Genomic DNA, 23681 nt, shown 5'->3' with positions numbered 1-23681 from the left:
CGGGACACAGCCTGCGGTGCACTGCTTTAAAGATGTCAGGTCAATGCAACAAATGCCGGGAGACTAAGTATGGATAGAGACCTGACTATTTGCCGCGCAATTTATAATTATTTTTTTAACTATGGTTTGCCGGAAAAGTTCCAGCGCCTCTAACCCGCTGAGGCAGTTGAGTTTTGTGCCTTCGGTGTGGGCAGAAAAATCAAATGGTGTTTGCTATTTATGTGGATGCCATCAAGCTTTTTGCTGGCATATTCTCATTTCTGTGAGGCAATACACCTCTTCAGGTAGTGATTGCAAAATATACGCCAATGGTTTACTTCCTGAACACATATATTCACTGATCTTATTAAATTAAGAATAGTCCTGGTTGGGGCCTGAGGCCTGGCGCGCGGCGGCTCACAGTGCAGAGCGGGTAAATCTTTTATTCTTAACGGCGCTCTGTCGCCAGATTAATCAACAGTCGTCTTAACGAAACGGCTGGCGCCTCATGCCGGTGCAGTTACCCGGCAACTATCGACCTGATGCGCGGTAAAAGTGCAGCCCCGTGATAACGCACTGACGACGGGCAAAACCCATACCTGACCTCTGTAAGGAAAAGCGATGCGAGAAACAGATTTTAACGTCGGATACCCTTCTCATCGTGTACCGATGATGGGTCGTAATGCCGTCGCAACCTCTCAACCGCTGGCGGCGCAGGCGGGTTTACGGATGCTGCAACAGGGTGGAAACGCCGTGGATGCGGCTATCGCCACCGCCATCGCCTTAACCGTGCTGGAGCCAACCGGAAACGGCATCGGTAGCGATGCGTTTGCCATTGTCTGGGATGGCAGCGAGCTGCATGGGTTAAACGCCTCAGGCCGATCGCCAGCCGCGTGGCATCCCGAACGCTTTGCCGATTTTAGTGCGATGCCTGAAACCGGCTGGGAATCCGTCACTGTGCCAGGGGCCGTCTCGGCATGGGTCACACTGGCACAGCGCTTTGGCACCTTACCGCTGACCACCCTCGCACAACCGGCAATTGACTATGCGCGCCATGGTTTTCCGGTTTCACCGCTGATTGGTCAGCTGTGGCAGCGCGGCTATGACAAGCTGCGGGATCAACCTGGCTTTAGCGACTGCTTTGCGCCGCAGGGTCGTCCGCCTCGTGCTGGCGAGCTGTTCCGCAATCCGGCTCAGGCCCGCACCTTGCAGGAAATCGCTGAGACTCAGGGCGAAAGCTTTTACCGCGGCGCACTGGCGCAAAAGATGACAGCCTTCGCCCGTGAGCATGGCGCGGCCCTGACGCTGGAGGATTTGAAAAACCATCGTGCCGACTGGGTTACCCTGCTGTCGCGTCCGTTTGCCGGAGGATCGGTGCAGGAGCTGCCGCCGAATGGTCAGGGCATTGCGACCTTAATTGCACTTGGCATTCTGGAAGAGTGGGAAATCAACCGCTATGCACCGGATTCGCCGCAGTGGCTGCATCTCTCCATCGAGGCGATGAAACTGGCGCTGGTTGATCTGGACCGTTATGTCACCGATGAAGATCATCTCGAATTTCCGGCGGAACACCTGCTCAGCAACGACTATATTCGCCAGCGGGCAGCGTTAATTGATCCTGACAAGGCGGGAGATTTCCGCTTTGGATCACCTCAGCAAAGCGGCACAGTGTATGTCGCCGCCGGTGATGCCAGCGGCATGATGGTCTCATTCATTCAGTCTAACTACATGGGATTTGGCTCCGGCGTGGTGGTACCCGATACCGGCATCAGCCTGCAGAACCGGGGCGCGGGCTTTTCACTCGATCCAGACCATCCCAACGTCGTGGCGGGCGGTAAGCGGCCGTTTCATACCATCATTCCAGCCTTTGCGCGGGATCAGCAGGGCCAGCCGCTGATGGCATTTGGCGTGATGGGCGGCCCGATGCAGGCGCAGGGGCACCTCCAGCTGGCGCTGCGCATTATGCTGCACCAGCAGAATCCGCAGGCCGCGATTGATGCGCCGCGCTGGCGCGTGGTGCAGGGACGCGAGGTGGTATTTGAATCAACCCTCGATCGCAATACCCTGAGCACACTGCGCCGTATGGGCCACAACGTGGTACTGGAAGATCCCCTGAGTAATTACAATTTTGGTGGCGCGCAGGCGATAGTGCGCGATCCGCAGGGCTTCTACATTGCGGCCAGTGAGAGTCGCAAAGATGGTCAGGCGGTGGTGTTTTAAGGTCGCGGCAGTGAGAGTCAGACTGCTCAGCCCCTCCTTCATCCCTGCGCGCTGAAGCCTGCGATGGCAGGGAATGCAGCACGCCCTGAGGCGCAGGCGGTCCCATTCTGTAACCGGCGTTTCAGAAAGCATCTGTTTCACAGGTGGTTTCACGTTGTGCCGTGGCTCGGGTTTGTTCTATTCTTTAGGCCATTCCTACCTGGACATCTGACAGTATCACCGACAGGAGTTGACCCTATGGCTTCAGGACTTACACGCCTTATGGCACGTGGCGGCATTATGCTCGCTGGCGCGCTGATCGTGCTGCAACTCACCGCATGCGGTGATAAAGAAGGCGAGCAGCGCAAAGCATTTATCGATTTTCTCCAGAACACTGTGATGCGCAGCGGCGAGCATCTGCCCAGCCTCAGCGAAAACCAGAAGCAGAGCTTTGGCAACTTCGCCAGCGATTACGCCATTATGTATGGCTTCTCGCAGCAGGCAAACAAAGCGGTTGAACAGGGTATGCGTCCGGTGGTGGATGAGCTTTCTGCTATTCGCGTTCCGCAGGATTATCTCAGCCGTCGTGATTCCCTGCGTCAGGCAACCAGCGCACTGGTGATCGTCACCCAGCAGATTGAAAGCGCCAAAATGCAGGCGGACAGCAGCAAGGCGACCCTGAAGCAGCCGGATGACCTGAAAAAAGTCTACGACACCGCCTATAACAAAGTGGTGACGGTGCCCGCCAATCAGCTGATTCCTCTGCTGCCAAAACTCCAGGCGCTGAGCCAGGGTGCAGTGCAGACCGGCGATTTCCTGCAAACGCAGGGAACCCGTGTCAGCTTCAATGATGGCGGCGTACAGTTCCCGACTCAGGATCAGGCTTCGCAATATAACGCGCTGATGAGCACTTTATCCGCCAATTCGCAGGCGCTTGCTCAGGCACAGGCTGCCGTCCAGGGTGGTCTGCAGTAAACCCGCCTTACGGGCAGATGCTAATCGTCTGCCCGTCCCACTCTCTTTTCTCCTCCCACCCAATCACCCGCTGAATGAAGTGTGATCTGGCGCATTTTCGACCAAAAATAGTTTGTGATCTAAGTCACAGATATATAACAAATCAACGTCAAACAAGTGTGATTCACCTCACAGATAACCGGCCACCCCGTCTAAAAATCAGCCAAATGAGCCTGAGCTACGCCTTAAAGTGTGATCAAAATCACGCTAATCACCCCTGCCACCACCCTTAATCAGTGATGTAGATCACACTTACCCCGCACGCTACGCAGCGTCAAATTCGCGTGATAGAGTCCGCGTGCATACAGTAATACCACCGGCTTTGGGTCGGGGTGGCTAAACAAAAACAAGCGCGCTCTCCTATTGCAGCGCGTCTCAATAAGGGGTGGGTTTATGTCCTCATCAGTGAAGGTCAAAGTACAAAGCTTTGGTCGCTTTCTGAGTAATATGGTGATGCCAAACATCGGGGCGTTTATCGCCTGGGGTATCATCACCGCACTGTTTATTCCAACTGGCTGGATCCCTAACGAAACGCTGGCCAAACTGGTTGGCCCGATGATTACCTACCTGCTGCCACTGCTGATCGGTTTCACCGGTGGGCGTCTGGTGGGCGGCGATCGCGGCGGCGTGGTCGGTGCCATTACCACCATGGGTGTGATTGTCGGTGCGGATATGCCGATGTTCCTCGGTGCGATGATTGCCGGTCCGCTGGGCGGCTGGGCAATCAAGTCGTTTGACCGGGCGATTGACGGCAAAATCAAAAGCGGCTTCGAGATGCTGGTCAACAACTTCTCGGCCGGTATTATCGGGATGATACTGGCACTGCTGGCGTTCCTGGCGATCGGTCCGCTGGTAGAAGGTCTGTCACACATTCTCGCCGCGGGCGTGAATCTGATGGTGCAGAACAACCTGCTGCCACTGACCTCAATCTTCGTCGAACCCGCGAAAATCCTGTTCCTGAACAACGCCATTAACCACGGTATCTTCTCGCCGCTCGGTATCCAGCAGGCTAGTGAAGCCGGCAAATCCATTTTCTTCCTGATCGAAGCCAACCCGGGTCCGGGTATGGGCGTGCTGATGGCCTATATGTTCTTTGGTCGTGGCAGTGCTAAACAGTCTGCGGGCGGTGCGGCAATCATCCACTTCCTTGGCGGCATCCATGAGATCTACTTCCCGTATGTGCTGATGGCTCCTCGCCTGCTGCTGGCGGTTATCCTTGGCGGTATGACCGGCGTCTTCACGCTGACGGTGCTGAACGGTGGCCTGGTCTCTCCTGCCTCACCGGGTTCAATCCTGGCGGTACTGGCAATGACGCCAAAAGGGGCCTACTTCGCGAACATCGCTGCTATCGCTGCCGCCTTCGCCGTCTCCTTCGTGGTGTCCGCTATCCTGCTGAAAACCAGCAAAGTCAAAGAAGATGACGATATCGAAGCCGCGACCCAGCGCATGCATGAGATGAAAGCGCAGTCTAAAGGCCAGAGCGGCGCGGGTGCGCCAGTCGCCAGCGATGCCATGAGCGTTGAACTGCATCACGTGCGTAAAATCATCGTCGCCTGTGATGCCGGTATGGGTTCCAGCGCGATGGGTGCAGGCGTACTGCGTAAGAAAGTGCAGGACGCCGGGCTGAGCAATGTATCGGTGACCAATACCGCGATCAACGCCCTGCCGGGTGATGTCGATCTGGTGATTACCCATCGTGATCTGACTGAACGCGCCATCCGCCAGGCTCCGCATGCGCAGCATATCTCGCTGAACAACTTCCTCGACAGCGCGCTCTACAGCACTCTGACCGAGCGTCTGGTGGCGGCTAACCGCAGCGACGTGCATCGTCAAACGGTGAATACCGCGCTCTCTGACAGCTACGATGAAGGCAACGCACACCTGTTTAAACTGGGTGCGGATAACGTCTTCCTCGGCCTGACCGCCAGTAACAAAGAGCAGGCGATTCGCTTTGCGGGTGAACAGCTGGTGAAAGGCGGTTACGTTGAGCCTGAATACGTTGAGGCGATGCTGGCGCGTGAAAAACTGACACCGACCTATCTCGGTGAGTCGATTGCCGTGCCGCACGGTACGGTCGAAGCGAAAGATCGCGTGCTGAAAACCGGCGTGGTGTTCTGTCAGTATCCGGCAGGCGTCCTGTTCGGTGAAGAGCCGGACGATGTGGCGCGCCTGGTGATTGGTATTGCTGCCCGTAACAACGAGCACATCCAGGTGATCACCAGCCTGACCAATGCGCTGGATGATGACAGCGTGATTGAGAAGCTGGCGAACACCACCAGCGTGCAGGAAGTGCTGGATCTGCTGTCAGGTAAGCCTGCAATCGCGTAATTTATAGCAATTATTTTCCCTGGGGCGGTCATGCCCGTCCCGATTTCCTGGGGCGGGTTTGCCCGCCCCATCGTCATTTGATATGGGTCAAAAATTATGAAAGCGTTACATTTCGGAGCAGGAAACATTGGTCGCGGCTTTATCGGCAAGTTACTGGCTGATGCAGGTATCGAACTGGTTTTTGCTGATGTGAATCAGACGGTGCTGGATGCACTGAACGCGCGTCATGAGTATCCCGTTCATGTGGTTGGCGAGCAGGCCAAAACAGAAACCGTTAAAGGCGTCAGTGCGGTAAACAGCACCAGCGATGAGATCATCACCCTGGTTTCTGAAGTCGATCTCGTTACCACCGCCGTGGGCCCGCAGATTCTGGAGCGTATTGCCGGCAGTGTGGCTAAAGGGCTGGCAAAACGCAGCGACAACGGCAATACCCGCCCGCTAAATATTATCGCCTGTGAGAATATGGTGCGCGGCACCAGCCAGCTGAAACAGCATGTGCTGAAGGCGCTGCCGGAGCAGTATCACGCCTGGCTGGAGCAGCATGTCGGCTTTGTGGATTCCGCTGTCGATCGCATCGTGCCACCGTCTGAAGCGGGCAGCACCGATCCGCTGGAAGTGACCGTTGAAACCTTCAGCGAATGGATCGTCGATAAAACTCAGTTTAAAGGCGACCTGCCTGCGATTCCGGGTATGGAACTGACCGATAACCTGATGGCATTTGTTGAGCGTAAACTCTTTACCCTGAACACCGGTCACGCGATTACCGCCTATCTTGGCCAGTTGGCCGGCCACCAGACCATTCGTGACGCCATCCTCGATGAAAAAATCCGGGCCGTGGTGAAAGGGGCGATGGAAGAGAGCGGTGCGGTGCTGATTAAGCGCTACGGTTTTGAGGCGGATAAACATGCGGCCTACATCCAGAAAATTCTTGGCCGTTTTGAGAACCCTTATCTGAAAGATGATGTTGAGCGTGTGGGTCGTCAGCCGCTGCGTAAACTCAGCGCGGGCGATCGCCTGATCAAGCCGACGCTGGGCACGCTGGAGTATGGTTTACCGCACGCCAGCCTGGTGCAGGGCATTGCCGCCGCGATGCACTATCGCAGCGACCAGGACCCACAGGCGCAGGAGCTGGCTACGCTGCTGGCAGAAAAAGGCCCACAGGCGACGCTGGTTGAGGTTTCAGGTCTGGATGCTAACAGCGAAGTGGTGGCTTCGGTGGTGAGCGCCTGGCACGCTATGGCATAATGCGCGCGTGTTAGTGACGCAAGCCGGGCGCAGTTCGCCTGCGCCCAACGGCGGTATTGAACCCATGCAGGCAATAATGGAAGAGAAGCAGGCTTTTGAAAACCGGGTGCTTGAGCGCCTGAACGCCGGTCGTTCGGTGAGAAGCTTTCTGATCGCCGCCGTTGAGCTATTGGCTGAAGCCGTCAATCTGCTGGTGCTGCAGGTCTTCCGTAAAGATGACTACGCGGTGAAATATGCCGTAGAACCGCTGCTGCTGGGCGATGGTCCTTTGGGCGAACTCTCGGTTCGTCTGAAGCTGATTTACGGTCTTGGCGTTATCAGCCGGCACGAATATGAAGATGGTGAACTGCTGCTGGCGCTGCGCGAAGAGCTGAATCACGACAGCGGTGATTATCGTTTTACCGACGATGAGATCCTTGGTCCGTTTGGTGAACTGCACTGCGTCACCGCCTGGCCACCCGCGCCGGTGTTTCACACCGAAGATGCAGAGCTGCGCAGCATGCAGCAGCAGCGCTATCTGCAGATGGTGCGATCCACCATGGTCCTGTCGCTAACCGAGCTGATCGCCCGCATCAGTATGAAGCAGGCGTTTAAAAAGTCCGGCAGCTAATCCTGTCAGGCGCCATCACGGCGCCTTTTTCGTCTTAACCTGAGCGGGAATATGCGCCAGATTTGGTGTATCCTTGGCCTGTTTTCCTCAACGAGTTGTTGTCATGAAAGAGCAAGAAAAGAACGAAATCAAACTTCTCAGCGATAAGCTGGACGCATTGAACCGCAAAGAGCCGCAGTTACTGGAATCGGGTGATGTCGAGAAACTGGGCGCGTTGCTGAAAGAGAAAGAAGCGCTGGTCATTGAGATTGAGCGTCTGCGCGGTCAGCGGGTTGAAAAACTCAGTGCCGAGGCGCAGAAGCTGCAAAAAATGGGCTTCAGCCGCGAAATTACTAAGAAAGAGCAGGCAAATCTGGGCGCGCTGAAGAAAAGCGTGCGCGGCCTGGTCGTGGTGCATCCAATGACCGCGCTGGGACGTGAGATGGGGCTGACAGCAATGACCGGCTTCGCCAAAACCGCATTCTGACGGGTCGATCAGGCAGCAGCCTGATCGACATCGGCTTTGCGTTCGCCGGCGGCGGCATAGACCTGCTCCGCCAGCGCATCCAGCAATTCATAGCGGCGACGATATTCAGCCCGCTTCTTACTGGCAATCTCCTCCAGCGTTTTGCGCGGCAGGCTCAGCGGCAGGATAAACATCCCATCCCTGCGCGCCTCGCCACTCAGCGACAACCAGAATTCACTGTAGCTGGCAAAGAACTTATCCCCCTTGCTGTGGCGATAACGCAGGCTGCGGAAGACATGAGTCTCATCGCCTACCGCCAGAATATTCTCCACGCCGCACTGCTTCGCCACAATAAATACCGCTTCCATTAACAGGCGTTTCGGAAAGAGACCCTGCGCCGCTTTGGTCGCCTCGCGGATCACCTCATTATTGATATGTTTCCGCGGACCCTGTAATCCGCCAATTAATAATGTGCGCTGGTTATTTTCATTGAGAATTGAAAATGAAAGTGAAGCAATAATTTCGTCGTTATAACGTAATACCAGCGTCACTTCCCCTTCCCGATCGAAATAACCGGAACTGCAGGAAAGTAAAAAGGATTCGCCATTTTTACCGGTCAGCGTAGCCAGCGGATTATCCGTGGCGCTTTGCAGCAGCTGACGCAGCGCAGGGTTTTCCAGATTATTCATCAGGCTGTAATGATCAAGTATCGCCTGCGCGCGCGCAGCAATGCTCAACCCTGAGCGCAGATAGGGCCGGTGCAGCTTGGCTGGCAGCAATCCCTGAGTACTCATCAACAGAGGGAGTTGCGGTAAATGCGACAGCTCATCCAGATAACGCAGCGTAGTCAGCGGCGATATTAAGGTTCTTAACACAAATTTCAGCCGGAAACGTTTACTTATCCAGAGTTTATTCGGAACGTATTTTCCGCTAATTAACTGAAAAAAAAGCGATGCAGAAGAATCGGTCGTGGTTTCGTGAGTAGTTATAATTGACATAGTCATCGACACACAGTGAGCAGGAATGTCACTGAGCATAAAACAACGAGTATCAACGGCGTGTTAATGTGGCAGAAGGTTAAAAGCGCGGCGGTTAAAAAGCGAGATCCGTTTATTTTTGGTTTAATCTGGGACGACAGAATTTAAAGATAAAAAAAACCGGCGAAATAAATTCCACCGGTTTATCGTTATCACGTTAACACTGGGTTAACTTACTGGGCAGCTGCGAAGCGGGCTGCTGCTTCGTCCCAGTTGACCACGTTCCAGAATGCTTTGATGTAGTCAGGACGTTTGTTCTGATACTTCAGGTAGTAGGCGTGTTCCCACACGTCCAGACCGATGATTGGGAAGCCAGAAACGCCAGCAACCGCTTCACCCATCAGCGGGTTGTCCTGGTTTGCGGTAGATACCACAGCCAGTTTGTCACCTTTTTTAACCAGCCACGCCCAGCCTGAGCCGAAACGGGTCGCAGCCGCTTTCTCGAACTCTTCCTGGAATTTTTCCACGCTACCGAAATCTTTCTCGATAGCCGCTTTCAGGTCGCCCTGCAGCGTGGTGCCGGTTTTCAGGCCTTTCCAGAACAGGCTGTGGTTAGCGTGGCCGCCTGCGTTATTACGCAGTGGGCCTTTTTTGTCTGCTGGCAGCTGATCCAGTTTGGTGATCAGCTCTTCTACCGGCAGATTGGCAAATTCAGTGCCTTCCAGCGCCGCGTTAGCGTTGTTCACGTAGGTCTGGTGATGTTTGGTGTGATGGATTTCCATCGTCTGCTTGTCGAAATGCGGTTCCAGTGCGTCGTATGCGTAAGGCAGGGATGGCAGTGAATAACTCATGTTCTTCCTCTCCATTTAGTTTGAGCAGCACGACGAATTCGGGACGTGCCGCGTAAGCAGTCGAATCATTATAGTTAAATTCATGTAGCGTAAAAGGGTAATCAATGCCCTATTAACCATAAGGATTTGAGAAATCTGGCAAAAGCAACCCGTTGTTTTTACAGCATGCTGCTGCTGACTCCGCCTTTTCAGCTTTATCAGACAGGGAGAGCGAAGCACTCTGCCAGCACCACCAGCAGGCACTCATCCCGCCCGAACGCCGCATCTGCCCTGCCCTGCGCGTTACCTGCCCAGTTCGCGCAGCCCGCTGTCGAGCGCGCCGACCAGCCAGTCGATATCCTCTTCCTGGAACGCCAGTGGCGGACGCAGTTTCAGCACATTCCCATACGGGCCGGCGACCGAGGTCAGCACGCGATGTTCACGCAGCTTCTCGATTAAATCCAGCGCCAGCGTTTTGTCCGGCGTTTTGCTGTGACGATCGGTGACCAGCTCAAAACCGATAAACAGTCCGGCACCGCGCACATCCCCCACGCACTCATAGCGATCCATCAGGGTTCGCAGCTCCGCCAGCAGCTTCGCACCGACCACGCGGCTGTGTTCCTGTAACCCCTCTTCGGTGATCACTTTCAGTACCGCCTGCGCCGCCGCCATCGCGACCGGATTACCACCAAAGGTATTGAAGTAGGGAATTGAGTCGCTGAAGGCGGCCAGCACTTCACTTTTTGCCAGCAGGCCGGAAACCGGAATGCCATTGCCCATTGGCTTACCGGTGGTAATGATATCAGGCACCACATCGTGGCGGCCAAAGCCCCAGAACGCGTCGCCGGTACGGCCAAAACCAGGCTGCACTTCATCGGCAATAAAGATGCCGCCGTTGGCATGCACCACCTCGACCGCTTTTTTCAGGAAGCCGCGCGGATCGGGCAACACGCCGTCCGAGGAGAAGATTGAGTCCGCCAGGAAGCCGGCAAATTTAATGCCGTGCGCCGCCATATCATCAATCTGCTGCTGAATCTGGTCAGCGAACCAGTCGCCCAGGTCAGGCGCGTCCACACGATACGCATCCGGTGGCATCACCAGCCGCGTGGTGGGCGCCAGCGGCTGTCCACTGCCCAGCGCCGGAGAAGCGCCGGATGTCAGCTCACTGGTGCCGTGATAGGCCTCTTTACTGACAATAATCCCGCTGCCGCCGCTAAAGGCGCGCGCCACGCGAATCGCCAGGTCGTTAGCTTCCGATCCGGTGCACATATACATCGCGCGATCGATCGCCGGGGGTGTGGTCGCCAGCAGCGCTTCGCTGTAGTCCAGAATATTTTCATGCAGGTAACGGGTGTGGGTATTCAGCATTTTCATCTGCTGCGTCACCGCCTCAGTCACGGCCGGATGACAGTGCCCGATGCTCGCCACGTTGTTGTAGACGTCGAGATATTTATCGCCCGCCGCATCCCACAGATATTGCCCTTCACCCCGCACCAGATGCACCGGTTTGCGATAGAACAGGCGATAAGATTCGCCAAGCACTTTGCTGCGTTTATCGGTCAGTTTGCGCGTATCGCTGTCGAGCGCATCGGCATGTTCGGCACGGAAACTGTTGGTATCCATAATGGTGGAACGCGTGGCCATAATGACTCCCGTTACAAGGATGAAGGAGGAAGAGCTGACGCCTTTATCATGCCTGCCTGAATCTAAAATGCAACCAAATACACAAATGCAATAAAATACACATGACGCAGGCAGATCGCCACGCTAAGCTTGCTCCCTGATTCAGACGGAATCTTTCGCTTCACTGGCGTATCATCCGTGATCTTCGCGCTTTAAAAGGAAACCTCTATGCTGCAGGAAACGCGCCTTCATCGCATCCGTGCCTTACTGACCCGGCTTAACCAGGTGAGTACCGAGCGCATTATCAGGGAGCTGGGGGTCTCACGCGAAACCGCGCGCCGCGATATCATTGAGCTGGAAGCGCTGGGTCTGGCACGCCGCGTTCACGGCGGGCTGGTGGCGATTGAAACGCGGGCTGAACCGCCGCTGACGGAACGCCGCAGTACCCAGACCCGGGAGAAGCGCGCCATCGCCCGCGCCGCTGCGCAGTTGCTGCAGCCCGGACAGACGCTGTTTCTGGATGCGGGCAGCACCACCACGCTGCTGGCAGAGGAGTTGCACGCCCTTTCCGGCCTGACGATTGTGACCAACAGCCTGCAGGCCGCGCTGGCGCTGAGCGCCGGAGAAGAAGATCAGCCGCTGAATAATCAGATCATTTTGCTGGGCGGGATAATGTCGGCGGGTGCGCAACAGACGCGTGGCGAAATCACTGTAGGTGAGATTATCCGCTATCGCGCCGATGTGGCGCTGCTGTCGCCGGTCGGCATTGAGGCGGGTTGCGGTGCCAGCAGTTTTCATCCGCACGAAGCGGCCATCGCCAGGGCGATGGTGCAGCAATCCACTTCCTGCTATCTGCTGGCCGATCACACCAAACTGGGGGTAGTCAGCCGCACGGTTTACGCGCCGTCACCGGCGATCAACCTGCTGATTACGGATAGTGGCGGCGACAACAGTGCCGCCCTTGAGGCGTTGCAGCAGACGCTGCCAGAGGTGATGGTAGTTTAACGCAGCCGCTGAGGATGGCTGTAAACCGTAGCGCGTCCAGGTTTACTGAACCCGACCAGCGTCAGATTGCAGCGCTCAGCCACCTCAACCGCCAGGCGGGTCGCTGCCGAGACTGCGAACAGGATCTCAACCCCGCACATGGCGGACTTCTGCACCATTTCATAGCTGGCGCGGCTGGAGACCAGCACCGCGCCTGGCCCCCACTCAGCCTGGCTGCGATAGCCCAGCAGCTTATCCAGTGCCACATGGCGACCCACATCTTCACAGCCACCGGCCAGCTGACCATCAGGCTGGATCCACGCGGCAGCATGGGTGCAGCCGGTTTTCTGTCCGACCGGCTGATACGCTTTCAGCTGGCCCAGCGCCCGATCCAGCTGATCCAGCGCAAAGGTCTGGGTAAACGGCAGCGGAGAGAGCGGCTTGCCAATCTGGTCCAGCTGTTCAACGCCACACACGCCGCAGCCGGTACGGCCTGCCAGCGCACGACGCTGCTCTTTCAGCGCCATAAAACGACGGCTGGAAAGCTCAATCTGAACCTCAATGCCGTGACAGCCCGGCACGATGTCCATACCGAAAATGTCGCCTGGCGCGTCGATAATGCCCTCTGACAGCGAAAAACCCAGCGCAAACGCCTCCAGATCTTTGGGCGTGGTCATCATCACCACGTGAGAGATGCCGTTGTAAACCAGCGCCACCGGCACCTCGTCCGCCAGCCAGTCAGACTCTGCTGCGGTCAAATCGGCACGCTGCCATACCTGCGTTCTGCTGACGCCGGCCTGAATTGTTAAATCTTCGCCTGAGTCAGGCTGGATAGCTTTCAAAAAGTACGACCTGTTGTTAATAAATAATGAAATGCGACAGTCAGTACGGCTGCACAGCGGTGATCAGACGCAGACTAATTTTGCCTTCTGGCCCGGTGCGGCGCAAATAAACAGCGGGGCAATTCATGCGGTTTTCTCATCGGGAAAGGCGCAGCCACGCCTGCTGGCGGGCAGAATGAGAATGGGTATCTTTCAGGCTTTAACATCGGTAAGCATAAAACAACAGTAATTATCTGCCGCTACGGGAAATCTGCTTGCGCCGGGGATTGGTTGCCGAGGATTTTTAACAAAATTTAGAAAAAGAATTACTAATGACTAACCTGTTGACCCTGGTCAACTTACAGGCAGATAGGGCTGCTATTTTGCAAGGCTTCGCAATGGAGCCAATAAAGAAGAACGATAAAATGCAAATTAACAGACGGAGTTTTTTCAAAATCTGTGCTGGCGGGTTGGCGGGCACCAGCGCGGCGTTACTCGGTTTTGCCCCCACCACAGCCTTAGCCAGCGTCAGAGAGTTCAAACTCATTCGCGCCAGAGAGACGCGTAATAACTGCACCTACTGCTCAGTCGGCTGCGGCATGCTGATTTACAGCCTGGGTGATGGCGCTAAAAATGCCCGCGCCTCGATTTACCATATTGAAGGCGATCCTGACCATCCGGTCAGTCGTGGATCGCTCTGCCCCAAAGGCGCGGGCGTGCTCGACTTTATTCACAGTGAACAGCGCCTGAAATACCCGGAATACCGCGCGCCAGGCTCGGATAAATGGCAGCGCATCAGCTGGGATGAGGCATTTGACCGCATAGCCCGCCTGATGAAGCAGGATCGCGATGCCAATTTCCAGGCCACCAACGCCGCTGGCGTGACGGTAAACCGCTGGCCGACCACCGCCATGCTCTGCTCTTCCGCCGCCAGTAATGAAACCGGCCTGCTCGATCAGAAATTTGCCCGCTCGCTGGGTATTCTGGCGCTGGAAAACCAGGCGCGCCTGTGTCACGGCCCGACCGTGGCCGCGCTGGCCCCCAGCTTTGGTCGTGGTGCAATGACCAATAACTGGAACGACATCAAAAACGCCAATGTGGTGATGATCATGGGCGGCAACCCCGCCGAGGCGCATCCGGTTGGCTTTAAATGGGTGATTGAAGCCAAAACCCATAACAATGCGCAGGTCATCGTGGTCGATCCACGCTTTAACCGCTCTGCGGCGGTCGCCGATCTCTACGCGCCACTGCGTGCCGGCAGCGATGTGGTTTTCCTGATGGGGGTGATCAACTATCTGCTGCAACACAATCAGATTCAGCAGGAGTATGTTCGCGCCTTCACCAATGCTGCCCTGATTGTCAGCGAAGGCTTCAGCTTCAGCGACGGGTTGTTCAGCGGTTACGATGCTGAAACCCGTCAGTACGATCGAACCAGCTGGCACTATGAGCTGGATGAAAACGGCCATGCGAAACGCGATGAGAGCTTCACTCACCCGCGTTGCGTGCTGAACCTGCTGAAAACCCATGCCAGCCGTTACACCCCGGAAATGGTGACGCGCCTGTGCGGGACCTCGCAGGAATCCTTTATTGCGGTGTGCAGGCAGCTGGCCTCCACCTGTGTGCCGAATCGCACCGCGACTATTCTCTATGCGCTGGGCTGGACTCATCACACCAACGGTTCGCAGATTATCCGCACGGCGGCGATGATTCAGCTGCTGCTGGGTAATATCGGGATGCCAGGCGGCGGTATTAACGCGCTGCGCGGCCACTCCAACGTGCAGGGCTATACCGATCTCGGCCTGCTGGCGCAGAGTCTGCCGGGCTATCTGCCACTGCCCTCCGAGAAGATGACCACCCTGGCAACCTACCTGCAGCAGGCCACGCCGGTTGCGACACTGCCGGATCAGGTCAACTACTGGCAGAACACCGACAAATTTTTCGTCAGCCTGATGAAGAGTTTCTATGGCGATAAGGCCACAGCGGAAAACCAGTGGGGCTACGACTGGCTACCGAAGTGGGATAAGAGCTACGACTGCATGGCGCAGGCGGAGATGATGGAACAGGGCGCGCTGAACGGCTGTCTGATTCAGGGCTTCAACCTGTTGGCCGCCTTCCCGGACAAAAATAAAGCGGTCCGGGCACTGTCCCGCCTCAAATATATGGTGGTGATCGATCCGCTTCGCACCGAAACCGCCAGCTTCTGGCAGCATCACGACGAGTTCAACGATGTCGATCCGTCGAAAATCCAGACCGAAGTGTTCCGTCTGCCCTCTTCCTGCTTCGCTGAAGAGTCGGGATCGGTGGCCAACTCGTCGCGCTGGCTGCAGTGGCACTGGGCGGCCGCGGAGCCGCCCGCTGAAGCGCTGCACGACGGTAAAATCCTCGGCAACCTGTTCATGCGCCTGCGCGCGCTCTATCGACTGGAAGGCGGCGCAAACCCAGAGCCGCTGATGGCAATGCGCTGGGACTACCGCGATCCATCGAATCCTGAGCCGGAAGAGGTGGCGCAGGAGAACAATGGTCAGGCGCTGGCCGACATTTACGACGCCAGCGGCAAGCTGTTGCTGAAAAAAGGCCAGCAGCTCAACGGCTTCTCAGAGCTGCGTAACGACGGCACCACCGCCAGCGCCTGCTGGATCTACAGCGGCAGCTGGACGCCGGAAGGCAACCAGATGGCACGACGCGACAACGCCGACCCATCGGGGCTGGGCGCGGTCTCCGGCTGGGCCTGGGCGTGGCCGGCTAACCGCCGCATTCTCTACAACCGCGCCTCCGCGGATGCGCAGGGTAAAGCCTGGGATCCGAGTCGCCGCCTGATTGAGTGGGATGGCACTCGCTGGCACGGCATTGACGTGCCGGATTATCCGGTAACGCTGTCGCCGCAGCAGCAGGCCGGTCCGTTTATCATGCAGCCCGATGGTCTTGGCCACCTGTTTGCGCTCGATAAGATGGCCGACGGCCCCTTCCCGGAACATTACGAACCGATGGAAAGCCCGCTCGCCGACAATCCTATGAATCCGCAGCAGCGTCATAGTCCGGTCGTCCGACTGTTCAGCAGCGACGCCGCGCAACTGGGCGAGGCCGCTGACTATCCCTGCGTCGCCACCACCTACTCCATCACCGAACTGTTCCGGCACTGGACCAAACATGCCCTGCTGAACGCGATTGCGCAGCCGGAGCAGTTTGTTGAAATCGGCACCGAACTGGCAGAGGAGAAAGGCATCAAGGCCGGAGACAGCGTCAAAGTCTCGTCGCGCCGTGGCTATATCAAAGCCAAAGCGGTGGTAACACGTCGTCTGCAGCGTCTGATGATTGACGGCAAGCCGGTTGATACCGTGGGTATTCCCTGTCACTGGGGCTTTGAAGGCACCACGCGTAAAGGCTTCCTCGCCAATACGCTGACGCCGTCGGTTGGCGATGCCAACTCGCAGACCCCGGAGTACAAGGGATTTTTAGTGAAAGTGGAAAAAGCGTAACGGTAGATGACAATGGCTTATCAATCACAAGATATTATCCGTCGCTCAGCGACCAACGGCTTTACCCCACCGCCACAGGCGCGCGATCACCAGCGTGAAGTTGCGAAGCTCATTGACGTCACTACCTGTATTGGCTGCAAAGGCTGTCAGGTCGCCTGCTCCGAATGGAACGACATCCGCGATGAAGTCGGTCATAACATCGGGGTGTATGACAACCCTACCGATTTGACCGCAAAATCCTGGACGGTGATGCGCTTCTCGGAAGTTGAAGAGAACGGCAAGCTGGCCTGGCTGATTCGCAAAGATGGCTGCATGCACTGCGCCGATCCCGGCTGCCTGAAAGCCTGTCCGTCGGCAGGTGCCATTATTCAGTACGCCAACGGCATCGTCGATTTCCAGTCTGAGCAGTGTATCGGCTGCGGCTACTGCATTGCGGGTTGCCCGTTCAACGTGCCGCGGCTCAACAAAGAGGATAACCGCGCCTACAAATGCACCCTGTGCGTGGATCGCGTCAGCGTCGGCCAGGAGCCTGCCTGTGTGAAGACCTGTCCGACCGGCGCCATTCATTTCGGCAGCAAAAGCGACATGCTGACGCTGGCGGAGGAACGCGTGGCGGAGCTGAAGTCGCGCGGGTTTGCGCAGGCTGGCCTCTACAACCCGGAAGGCGTGGGCGGCACCCACGTGATGTATGTGCTGCATCATGCCGACAAGCCTCAGCTCTATCACGGGCTGCCTGCTAACCCGGGCATCAGCCCGACGGTGACCTTCTGGAAGGGGATCTGGAAACCGCTGGCGGCGGTGGGTTTTGCCGCTACGTTCGCCGCCTCTATTTTTCACTATGTTGGCGTTGGCCCGAATCGCGTCACTGAAGAGCACGACGACAACGACGATCACCCTGAGGAGCGCAAATAATGAAAAAGCCCGATCATCTGGTGCGTTACCGCGCACCCGAACGCATCAATCACTGGATTGTCGCGATTTGCTTTGTCATGGCCGCGTTAAGCGGATTAGGGTTTTTCTTTCCGTCGTTCAACTGGCTGATGCAGATATTTGGCACACCACAGCTGGCGCGTATTCTGCATCCTTTTGTCGGCGTGGTGATGTTCGTTGCTTTTATGCTGATGTTTTTGCGTTACTGGAAACACAACCTGATTAATCGCGATGACCTTTACTGGGCCAGAAACATTCACCGGATTGCGCTGAATGAAGAGGTGGGTGATACCGGTAAATATAACTTTGGTCAGAAGTGTGTGTTCTGGGCTGCTATTATCAGCTTAGTGTTGCTGCTTGCCAGTGGCATCGTGATCTGGCGACCTTACTTTGCCGATGCCTTCGCCATTCCGCTGATTCGTCTGGCGTTGGTGGTGCATTCGGTGTCAGCGGTGGCGCTGATCATCGTCATTATGGTGCACATTTATGCTGCGTTGTGGGTCAAAGGCACACTGACCGCGATGGTGGAAGGCTGGGTCAGCGCCGAATGGGCCAGGCAGCACCATCCTCGCTGGTATCGCGAGCAGCGTAATCCGCCAATAAAACAGGAAAAACGCCCCTGATGAGTATTCGCATAATCCCGCAAGATCAGCTGGAGAAAGGCGAAAAGACAACGGCGGAGATGATTCCGCCGTTACTTTTTCCACGGCTGAAAAATTTATACAGCCGTCGTGCTGCGCGACTGCGTGACCTGGCGGCGAAAAACCCACTCGGCGACTACCTGCGCTTTGCGGCGGTGATCGCTGAAGCGCAGGAGATTGTGCTGTATGACCATCCGCTGCACATCGACCTGCATGCCCGCCTGACGCAGAGCGCCAGCGAGGGCAAGCCGCCGCTGAATATTCATACCCTGCCGCGCGATCCCCACTGGCAGCGACTGCTGCATTCACTGATTGCCGAGCTGAAGCCAGAGATGAGCGGTCAGGCACTGGCGGTGCTGGAGAATCTGGAGAAGGCGTCCGCCACCGAGCTGGAAACGCTGGCCAGCGCGCTGTTTACCGGCGAGTATGCGCTGGTCAGCAGCGACAAAGCACCCTTTATCTGGGCGGCGCTTTCGCTCTACTGGGCGCAGATGGCGGCCCTGATCCCAGGCAAAGCACGCGCTGAGATGGGCGATCAGCGTCAGTTCTGTCCGGTCTGCGCCAGTATGCCGGTCGCCAGCGTGGTGCATATGGGCAGTCATGAAGGCGCGCGCTATCTGCACTGTAATCTGTGCGAAAGTGAATGGCATGTGGTGCGCAGCAAATGTACCCAGTGCGAACAGTCCCGTGATCTGCATTACTGGTCGATCGACAGCGAACGGGCGGCGGTGAAAGCAGAGAGCTGTGGCGACTGCGGCACTTACCTGAAGATGCTCTATCAGGAGAAAGATCCGGCCATTGAACCGGTGGCAGATGACCTGGCATCGCTGATACTGGATGCCAAAATGGAGCAGGAAGGCTTCGCACGCAGCAGTCTCAATCCCTTTATGTTTCCTGGCGAATAGTCACTGACTCTGGAGAACCCGATGAAACTGATTGGCAGCTATACCAGCCCGTTTGTGCGTAAGATTTCGATTATCATGCTGGAAAAAGGCATTACTTTTGAATTCGTTAACGCATCGCCTTACAGCGATGACAGCCACGTGCCGCACTACAATCCGCTGGGCAAAGTTCCGGCGCTGGTCGCTGACGATAAGCAAATCTGGTTCGATTCCAGCATCATTGCGGAGTTTCTGGAACTGCGTGGCGTGGAGCCTGCTCTGCTGCCTGCCGATCCGCTTGAATCGCTTAACATCCGTCAGCTGGAGAAGCTGGCGGATGGCGTCAGCGATGCCGCGCTGGTGATCGTGCGCGAGCAGATGCGTCCGGGGGATTTGCAGTCGGAAGAGGTGCTGCTGCGCAATCGTGAAAAGATTCAGCGCAGCCTCGACATGCTGGAAGCGAAGGCGGCAGAGGGGAAATGGCTTAACAACGGCCAGCTCAATCTGGCGGATATCGCCACCGGTTGCATGATCGGCTACCTCAATTTCCGTCGCGTAGTGCCGAACTGGTGTGTTGAACGACCGGCGCTGGTGAAACTGGCGGAAACACTGTTTCAGCGTGAGAGCTTTGCGCGGACGACGCCGCCTGCGGCGTGATGGGTGCTGTGGCTGGCAGGTGAAAAATTAAAAGGTGCGGTTTGGGTGCTAATTTTCTAATCCAGCTCTGAAGCGTGCCGTTCTGTCTGACGACGTCCTTATGCCTGACAATCTGATGCTGGATGAACAGGCTAACTATCTTTGATAGCGGCCTGATATTTTCCGGGATGTATGAAGTACCCGCAGGATGCGAACGCCATCTGTTTCGGCAACATAGACGATGATGAACGGAAAGCGTGGCACCACCAGTTTATATTGTTTTTCTGTGCCGACTTTTGTTCCGGCCCGCGGGTTTTCGCTAAGCAGACTGGCCATACGGGTAAACTTATCGTCTGTTGCACTGGCTACCAGCAGGCCAGCCTCACGATACAGATAACGAAATATCGTCTCCCTGTCTGCCTGCGCCTGTTTTTCCCATTGAACGGCTGATATCACAACGTTCCCCGCGCGGCCTGCGCTTTCAGTTCTTCCATGCGGGTATTCATTTCATCGTTACTGATGAACTCGCTATCACCGGCATCATAACGACTGAATGCCGTCACTATCTGCTCTTCCAGCCATGCATCATGTTTACTGTCCTGATATTGCCGCTCTTCGGCAGCCAGCTCTTCCGCTCGCTGACGCATAACCTCTGTCAGCGTCATCTTCTGGCGCTCTGCTGCCCGCATCGCCAGTCGTTTAACGTCCTCATCAATCCTGAAGTGGATAGTACTCATAACCTGCCTCTCGCGTGGTGTCATTTGTGGTGTCATGATGCCTGTCATCCTTTTCTCTGTCATCTTCATTTCACTCTTATGCGATGCCGGAAATCGCCACACCCATAGGAACAAATGGCCGGCTGCAGATGCTGAAGAGAGTATTGAGAAGAGGATGTAAACGAAATAGTAAATGGAAAAAACAATCCGTTTTTCAGAGACGACTCGCAGTTTATTACTTAGCTTTCAGCGAGTTTACAAAGCGGGCGGTGTATATTTGAACAGGAGAAAACAGAAAAGGAAGAACGTAACGAGAGATTTTTAACGCGAGCTGAAGGTGGTGGAACACCAACAGCCCGCTGACCACAACTAACTGAACTGGAGTTAATTATGGCTGAGGCACATCATAAGTCAGAGACCCACACGCCCACAACCGCCGCAAGCGGATCGCAGGCACATTATTACAAAGTGGGATACCGGCCTAATAAAGGCCAGCCGAACCCGCTGCCACAGCTCACCATTAAAGGGCGCTGGCTGGAAGCGCTGGGCTTTACGACCGGGCAGAAGATCGAGGTGATCCCCGGGCCGGGACAGCTGGTTATCCGGCTGGCGACTGAAGGGTAACTGACCGATAAAAGTAAAATCCCAGCCGGTTGGCTGGGATTTTACTTTTATTTCAACGTTCTTAATAACTTACCTATTAGTTCAGAAGCATCTTGTTTATAGTCTGATAGCCAGCGAGTTTGCCAGTCTGCGGGACGGCCTTCAATTTCCCACTCAGATAAGGCAAGTGCGTTAATAATTTCTAGCTCAAACCATATTTGCTGATAATTATCCTTATCATGTTCCCCTTCAAACAGATCGTTTAGCTGAGGTAAATCTTCCGCATAATTAACGAACCTCGCAAAGCTGACGACATCATTTAGTGAACTAAGCGCATATTCACAGATGTCATTCTTCTTATTTATCGCCATATTTAACCGTGACCACCCTACCAGATTCGTTCGTAACTACGGATACCTTACTTTCAGGATCATAATGTACTATTGTTCCACCTCGACTAGGTGTTGATTTACCATTTTTAATCGTATTTTCAACTACAGAAGGGGTTATTCCTCGATCCTGCATTCTGTCTAAAGCATGCCCGGAATATTCTCGATTACTGATCGTACTCGGCTGATTTCTTACAGGTTGATAAGATGGATTACTTGGCTGATTCATCGGATTGCGCTTACTTCCCATTGGGAGAGTTGCAGACACTTCGTCACTGGCCTTATTAATCAGCTTCGACGCTTCAGCCACGTCGCCTTTTTTCAGCGCCGTTTCTGCTGCCCTGATGACCTTGCCTGCCGCATCTCCCGCGCCAGGAATGATACCGATTGCAGCCACAAGGTAATCAAGCGCCGACTGCGCTTCCGCAAAGCTTTTGATATCACCCACAACAGGTACGAAGTCAGCACCCAGCGAAGCCATATCTTTCAGCGCTTCACGCCGCTCTTCATACATCTTCACCGAGCAGGCTTCGGCGCTCATGCCGCCGCAGTTTGCCTTCTTATAGCGTTCGTTTTCCGCCTCAACGTACTCACCGGCCTTCTGTTCCGGCGTCTTACCTTCAGACTGCGCCTGCGCAATATCACTCAGTGCGTTATTTTCCAGCGACGTTTTCCCCGCCTGCGCCCCCGCCACCGCATCCGCCGTGCTGTCACCCACGACGCCGCCCGCAAGACCCGCCGCCAGCGTACCCAGCGCGCTTATCGTCTGCCGCTGCTCCTCAGACAGGTCTTCACGTTTAACGCCCGGATACATCTGCTGCGCGATGTACTCACCCATCACCGCGCCCGAGGCTCCGGCCAGCGCAGCATTGCCCGCCGCGTACGAGGTTACCGCACCCAGCACCGCGTGCGCCATCAGGTTCGCCTGGATATTAACCTTACCGTTCGCGTCCGTCGTCAGTTCATGTATCTTTTCCGCCAGGTACGGTGCCGACGCGCCGCTTATCGCCTGCGCCAGGTTCCCGCCCGACAGACCCTGCACCGCCGCCGTCACTGCGCTGATGCCCTGCTGCAGCGACGAACCCGTGCCGAACGGCTTCATCGCCGTATCATAAGCCTGCTTCGCTATTTCATCTGCCGTCGGGTTCAGCTTCCCTTTTTTGGCCAGCTCTTCCCTCGCCGCCTGAAGCGCCGCCGGGTCCTGCTGCGCCTTCAGGCCCGCTATCTGGCCCTGCGTCCGTGCAATATCTCCCGCCTGAGCCCCGATTTCCCCGATAAGCTGCGCCGCCTTCAGCCGGTTCTGCTCCTTCTCCTTATCAAAGATGACGTCCAGCCCCGGGTTCGCGTTCGCTACGTCGCGGCTCAGCCCTGCCACGTCCTGCGCCTGCTGTTCCTTATCGCGGATAACGATGGTGCCCTCACTCACCGCCGCCTTCGTGGTGGAGTCCGCGCTGCCGCTGTCGTTCAGCCCCGCCAGCATGCCGTTCGCCATGTTCCCGGCGAACTGACCGCCCACGCTGCCGCCCGTGCTAATGCCCGCGCTCTGGTGCTCCACCCTGTAGTCCGCGTGGTTCTCTATGTCGCCGAAGCCCAGCGTGCCGGTGTCGAGCCGGTTCTTATCGGCGGAGGCCGTTGAGCTGATGACCGCGCCGTTCAGCTGCGTGTGCTCACCTACCGTGACGTCAAAGCCGCCCTTTCCGGCAAATATCCCGGTCTGTTCCGCCACGCTCTGCCAGGTGCTGTGCATCTTATCCCGGCTCACGTTCACGTTTGCCGACCCGGTCATCGAGCCGAAGGTGAAGCTGCCGCCCGCGCTGCTGCTGGTGCTGTCGGTGACAGTGATGAGGTTTATTGAGTAGCGGCCATTATCGGGTAACTCACTGGTTATAAAGTAAAAACCCAGCCGTGAAAACTGGGCTTTCTATTAACAAGGTGTTATTGTTGGACTAACAGAAGACAGTACTTCAATAACATCATCGCCTGTAACTATTAAGTAATGATTTATAGTACCCCCATCATGGATGTTGGCGCTTTGCTTATTAAACCATGATAAATAATGAGATCCTTCTACTGTATAAATTCCTGTAATCATCTGACCATTCAGATCATCTTGCATTTTTAGCAAGTCACCTTCATCTGTTACACGAAAGGAGTGTATCCATTCAAAAGTAACCATAACATTACTTTTAAAATCCTCATCAAATAAGTAAAAAGTCAGATCAAGCGCCCCAGAAAAATACTTAATATCCTTTAGCTGAATATTTTTAAAGGAATGAACACCGATATCAATACTTAAAATTCTCTCAGTCATATGGCATCACTCATCATATCTAAACTTAACCCTATTTTTAACA

General features: G+C 55.7%; 22 protein-coding genes. 13 read left to right on the top strand and 9 right to left on the bottom strand.

Going from position 1 to position 23681, the window contains the following annotated elements; all coding sequences use genetic code 11:
• Positions 1-600: 600 nt before the first annotated feature.
• The 6 genes from LC417_RS19635 (at position 601) to LC417_RS19610 (ending at position 7841) form a co-directional block, all read left to right on the top strand.
• A complete protein-coding gene (locus LC417_RS19635; RefSeq protein WP_010257440.1) occupies positions 601-2199 on the top strand; it encodes a gamma-glutamyltransferase family protein in 1599 nt (532 codons plus the stop codon).
• Positions 2200-2436: 237 nt separating this feature from the next.
• A complete protein-coding gene (locus tag LC417_RS19630; RefSeq protein WP_010257443.1) occupies positions 2437-3153 on the top strand; it encodes a DUF3053 domain-containing protein in 717 nt (238 codons plus the stop codon).
• Between the two features lie 432 nt (positions 3154-3585).
• The gene (locus tag LC417_RS19625) at positions 3586-5520 is read left to right on the top strand and encodes a PTS mannitol transporter subunit IICBA (RefSeq protein ID WP_010257448.1); all 1935 of its coding nucleotides are present in this window, start codon (positions 3586-3588) and stop codon (positions 5518-5520) included.
• Positions 5521-5616: 96 nt separating this feature from the next.
• Positions 5617-6765, top strand: coding sequence for a mannitol-1-phosphate 5-dehydrogenase (mtlD, locus tag LC417_RS19620; RefSeq protein ID WP_223566258.1), 1149 nt, complete (start codon positions 5617-5619; stop codon positions 6763-6765).
• A gap of 64 nt (positions 6766-6829) precedes the next feature.
• A complete protein-coding gene (gene mtlR, locus LC417_RS19615) occupies positions 6830-7375 on the top strand; it encodes a mannitol operon repressor MtlR (RefSeq protein ID WP_171820345.1) in 546 nt (181 codons plus the stop codon).
• A 103-nt stretch (positions 7376-7478) separates the two neighbouring features.
• The gene (locus LC417_RS19610) at positions 7479-7841 is read left to right on the top strand and encodes a YibL family ribosome-associated protein (RefSeq protein WP_003848030.1); all 363 of its coding nucleotides are present in this window, start codon (positions 7479-7481) and stop codon (positions 7839-7841) included.
• 8 nt (positions 7842-7849) lie between these two features.
• Here the strand turns inward: LC417_RS19610 and LC417_RS19605 are convergent, their stop codons facing one another.
• The 3 genes from LC417_RS19605 to LC417_RS19595 form a co-directional block, all read right to left on the bottom strand.
• Entirely contained in the window at positions 7850-8818 is a 969-nt protein-coding gene (locus tag LC417_RS19605; protein WP_022624830.1) for a VirK/YbjX family protein, read from the bottom strand.
• 212 nt (positions 8819-9030) lie between these two features.
• The gene (sodA, locus tag LC417_RS19600; RefSeq protein ID WP_008926407.1) at positions 9031-9648 is read right to left on the bottom strand and encodes a superoxide dismutase [Mn]; all 618 of its coding nucleotides are present in this window, start codon (positions 9646-9648) and stop codon (positions 9031-9033) included.
• Between the two features lie 282 nt (positions 9649-9930).
• Complete coding sequence (locus LC417_RS19595; RefSeq protein ID WP_223566257.1) at positions 9931-11271, bottom strand: aspartate aminotransferase family protein; 1341 nt, start codon at positions 11269-11271, stop codon at positions 9931-9933.
• 207 nt (positions 11272-11478) lie between these two features.
• On the opposite strand from LC417_RS19595, the gene LC417_RS19590 reads away from it, so the two are divergent.
• On the top strand, positions 11479-12255 hold the full coding sequence (locus tag LC417_RS19590) for a DeoR/GlpR family DNA-binding transcription regulator (RefSeq protein WP_022624828.1): 777 nt from the start codon (positions 11479-11481) through the stop codon (positions 12253-12255).
• Here the strand turns inward: LC417_RS19590 and fdhD are convergent.
• A complete protein-coding gene (gene fdhD / locus LC417_RS19585) occupies positions 12252-13076 on the bottom strand; it encodes a formate dehydrogenase accessory sulfurtransferase FdhD (RefSeq protein ID WP_010257467.1) in 825 nt (274 codons plus the stop codon). The genes LC417_RS19590 and fdhD overlap by 4 nt on opposite strands.
• A gap of 404 nt (positions 13077-13480) precedes the next feature.
• Between fdhD and fdnG the strand changes: the two genes are divergently transcribed.
• The 5 genes from fdnG to LC417_RS19560 are packed head-to-tail and all read left to right on the top strand — an operon-like array spanning position 13481 to position 19640.
• Positions 13481-16531: a formate dehydrogenase-N subunit alpha gene (fdnG, locus tag LC417_RS19580; RefSeq protein WP_223566256.1), complete on the top strand. Its 3051-nt coding sequence runs from the start codon at positions 13481-13483 to the stop codon at positions 16529-16531.
• 12 nt (positions 16532-16543) lie between these two features.
• On the top strand, positions 16544-17443 hold the full coding sequence (gene fdxH / locus LC417_RS19575) for a formate dehydrogenase subunit beta (protein WP_010257476.1): 900 nt from the start codon (positions 16544-16546) through the stop codon (positions 17441-17443).
• The gene (fdoI, locus tag LC417_RS19570; protein ID WP_010257478.1) at positions 17443-18084 is read left to right on the top strand and encodes a formate dehydrogenase cytochrome b556 subunit; all 642 of its coding nucleotides are present in this window, start codon (positions 17443-17445) and stop codon (positions 18082-18084) included. The genes fdxH and fdoI overlap by 1 nt, the downstream gene beginning before the upstream one ends.
• Complete coding sequence (fdhE, locus tag LC417_RS19565) at positions 18084-19007, top strand: formate dehydrogenase accessory protein FdhE (RefSeq protein WP_052270951.1); 924 nt, start codon at positions 18084-18086, stop codon at positions 19005-19007. The genes fdoI and fdhE overlap by 1 nt, the downstream gene beginning before the upstream one ends.
• A gap of 21 nt (positions 19008-19028) precedes the next feature.
• Positions 19029-19640, top strand: coding sequence for a glutathione S-transferase (locus tag LC417_RS19560; RefSeq protein ID WP_010257484.1), 612 nt, complete (start codon positions 19029-19031; stop codon positions 19638-19640).
• Between the two features lie 135 nt (positions 19641-19775).
• On the opposite strand, the gene LC417_RS19555 is transcribed toward LC417_RS19560, so the two are convergent.
• Together LC417_RS19555 and LC417_RS19550 are read right to left on the bottom strand one after the other, a co-directional pair.
• Positions 19776-20075, bottom strand: a complete 300-nt coding sequence (locus LC417_RS19555) for a type II toxin-antitoxin system RelE/ParE family toxin (RefSeq protein WP_010257487.1) — start codon at positions 20073-20075, stop codon at positions 19776-19778.
• Positions 20072-20356: a damage-inducible protein J gene (locus LC417_RS19550; protein ID WP_122459548.1), complete on the bottom strand. Its 285-nt coding sequence runs from the start codon at positions 20354-20356 to the stop codon at positions 20072-20074. The genes LC417_RS19555 and LC417_RS19550 overlap by 4 nt, the downstream gene beginning before the upstream one ends.
• A gap of 369 nt (positions 20357-20725) precedes the next feature.
• Between LC417_RS19550 and LC417_RS19545 the strand changes: the two genes are divergently transcribed.
• Entirely contained in the window at positions 20726-20959 is a 234-nt protein-coding gene (locus LC417_RS19545; protein WP_064690451.1) for a SymE family type I addiction module toxin, read from the top strand.
• 47 nt (positions 20960-21006) lie between these two features.
• Here LC417_RS19545 and LC417_RS19540 read toward each other — a convergent pair whose 3' ends face one another.
• The 3 genes from LC417_RS19540 to LC417_RS19525 all read right to left on the bottom strand — a co-directional run bounded on the left by LC417_RS19540 (position 21007) and on the right by LC417_RS19525 (position 23638).
• Positions 21007-21309, bottom strand: coding sequence for a lipase chaperone (locus LC417_RS19540; RefSeq protein WP_060681419.1), 303 nt, complete (start codon positions 21307-21309; stop codon positions 21007-21009).
• Entirely contained in the window at positions 21296-23074 is a 1779-nt protein-coding gene (locus LC417_RS22490; RefSeq protein ID WP_374197803.1) for a VENN motif pre-toxin domain-containing protein, read from the bottom strand. Before LC417_RS22490 ends, LC417_RS19540 begins: the two co-directional genes overlap by 14 nt.
• A 177-nt stretch (positions 23075-23251) precedes the next feature.
• Positions 23252-23638 carry a hypothetical protein gene (locus tag LC417_RS19525; RefSeq protein ID WP_223566255.1) on the bottom strand — a complete coding sequence of 129 codons (387 nt, stop codon included), beginning with the start codon at positions 23636-23638 and terminating at the stop codon, positions 23252-23254.
• Between the last annotated feature and the right edge of the window lie 43 nt (positions 23639-23681).

Source organism: Pantoea sp. OVA07A, from assembly GCF_019969975.1.
In the GTDB taxonomy this organism is placed as follows: Bacteria; Pseudomonadota; Gammaproteobacteria; order Enterobacterales; family Enterobacteriaceae; genus Pantoea; species Pantoea agglomerans.
This window is presented reverse-complemented; position numbering and strand designations above follow the sequence as displayed.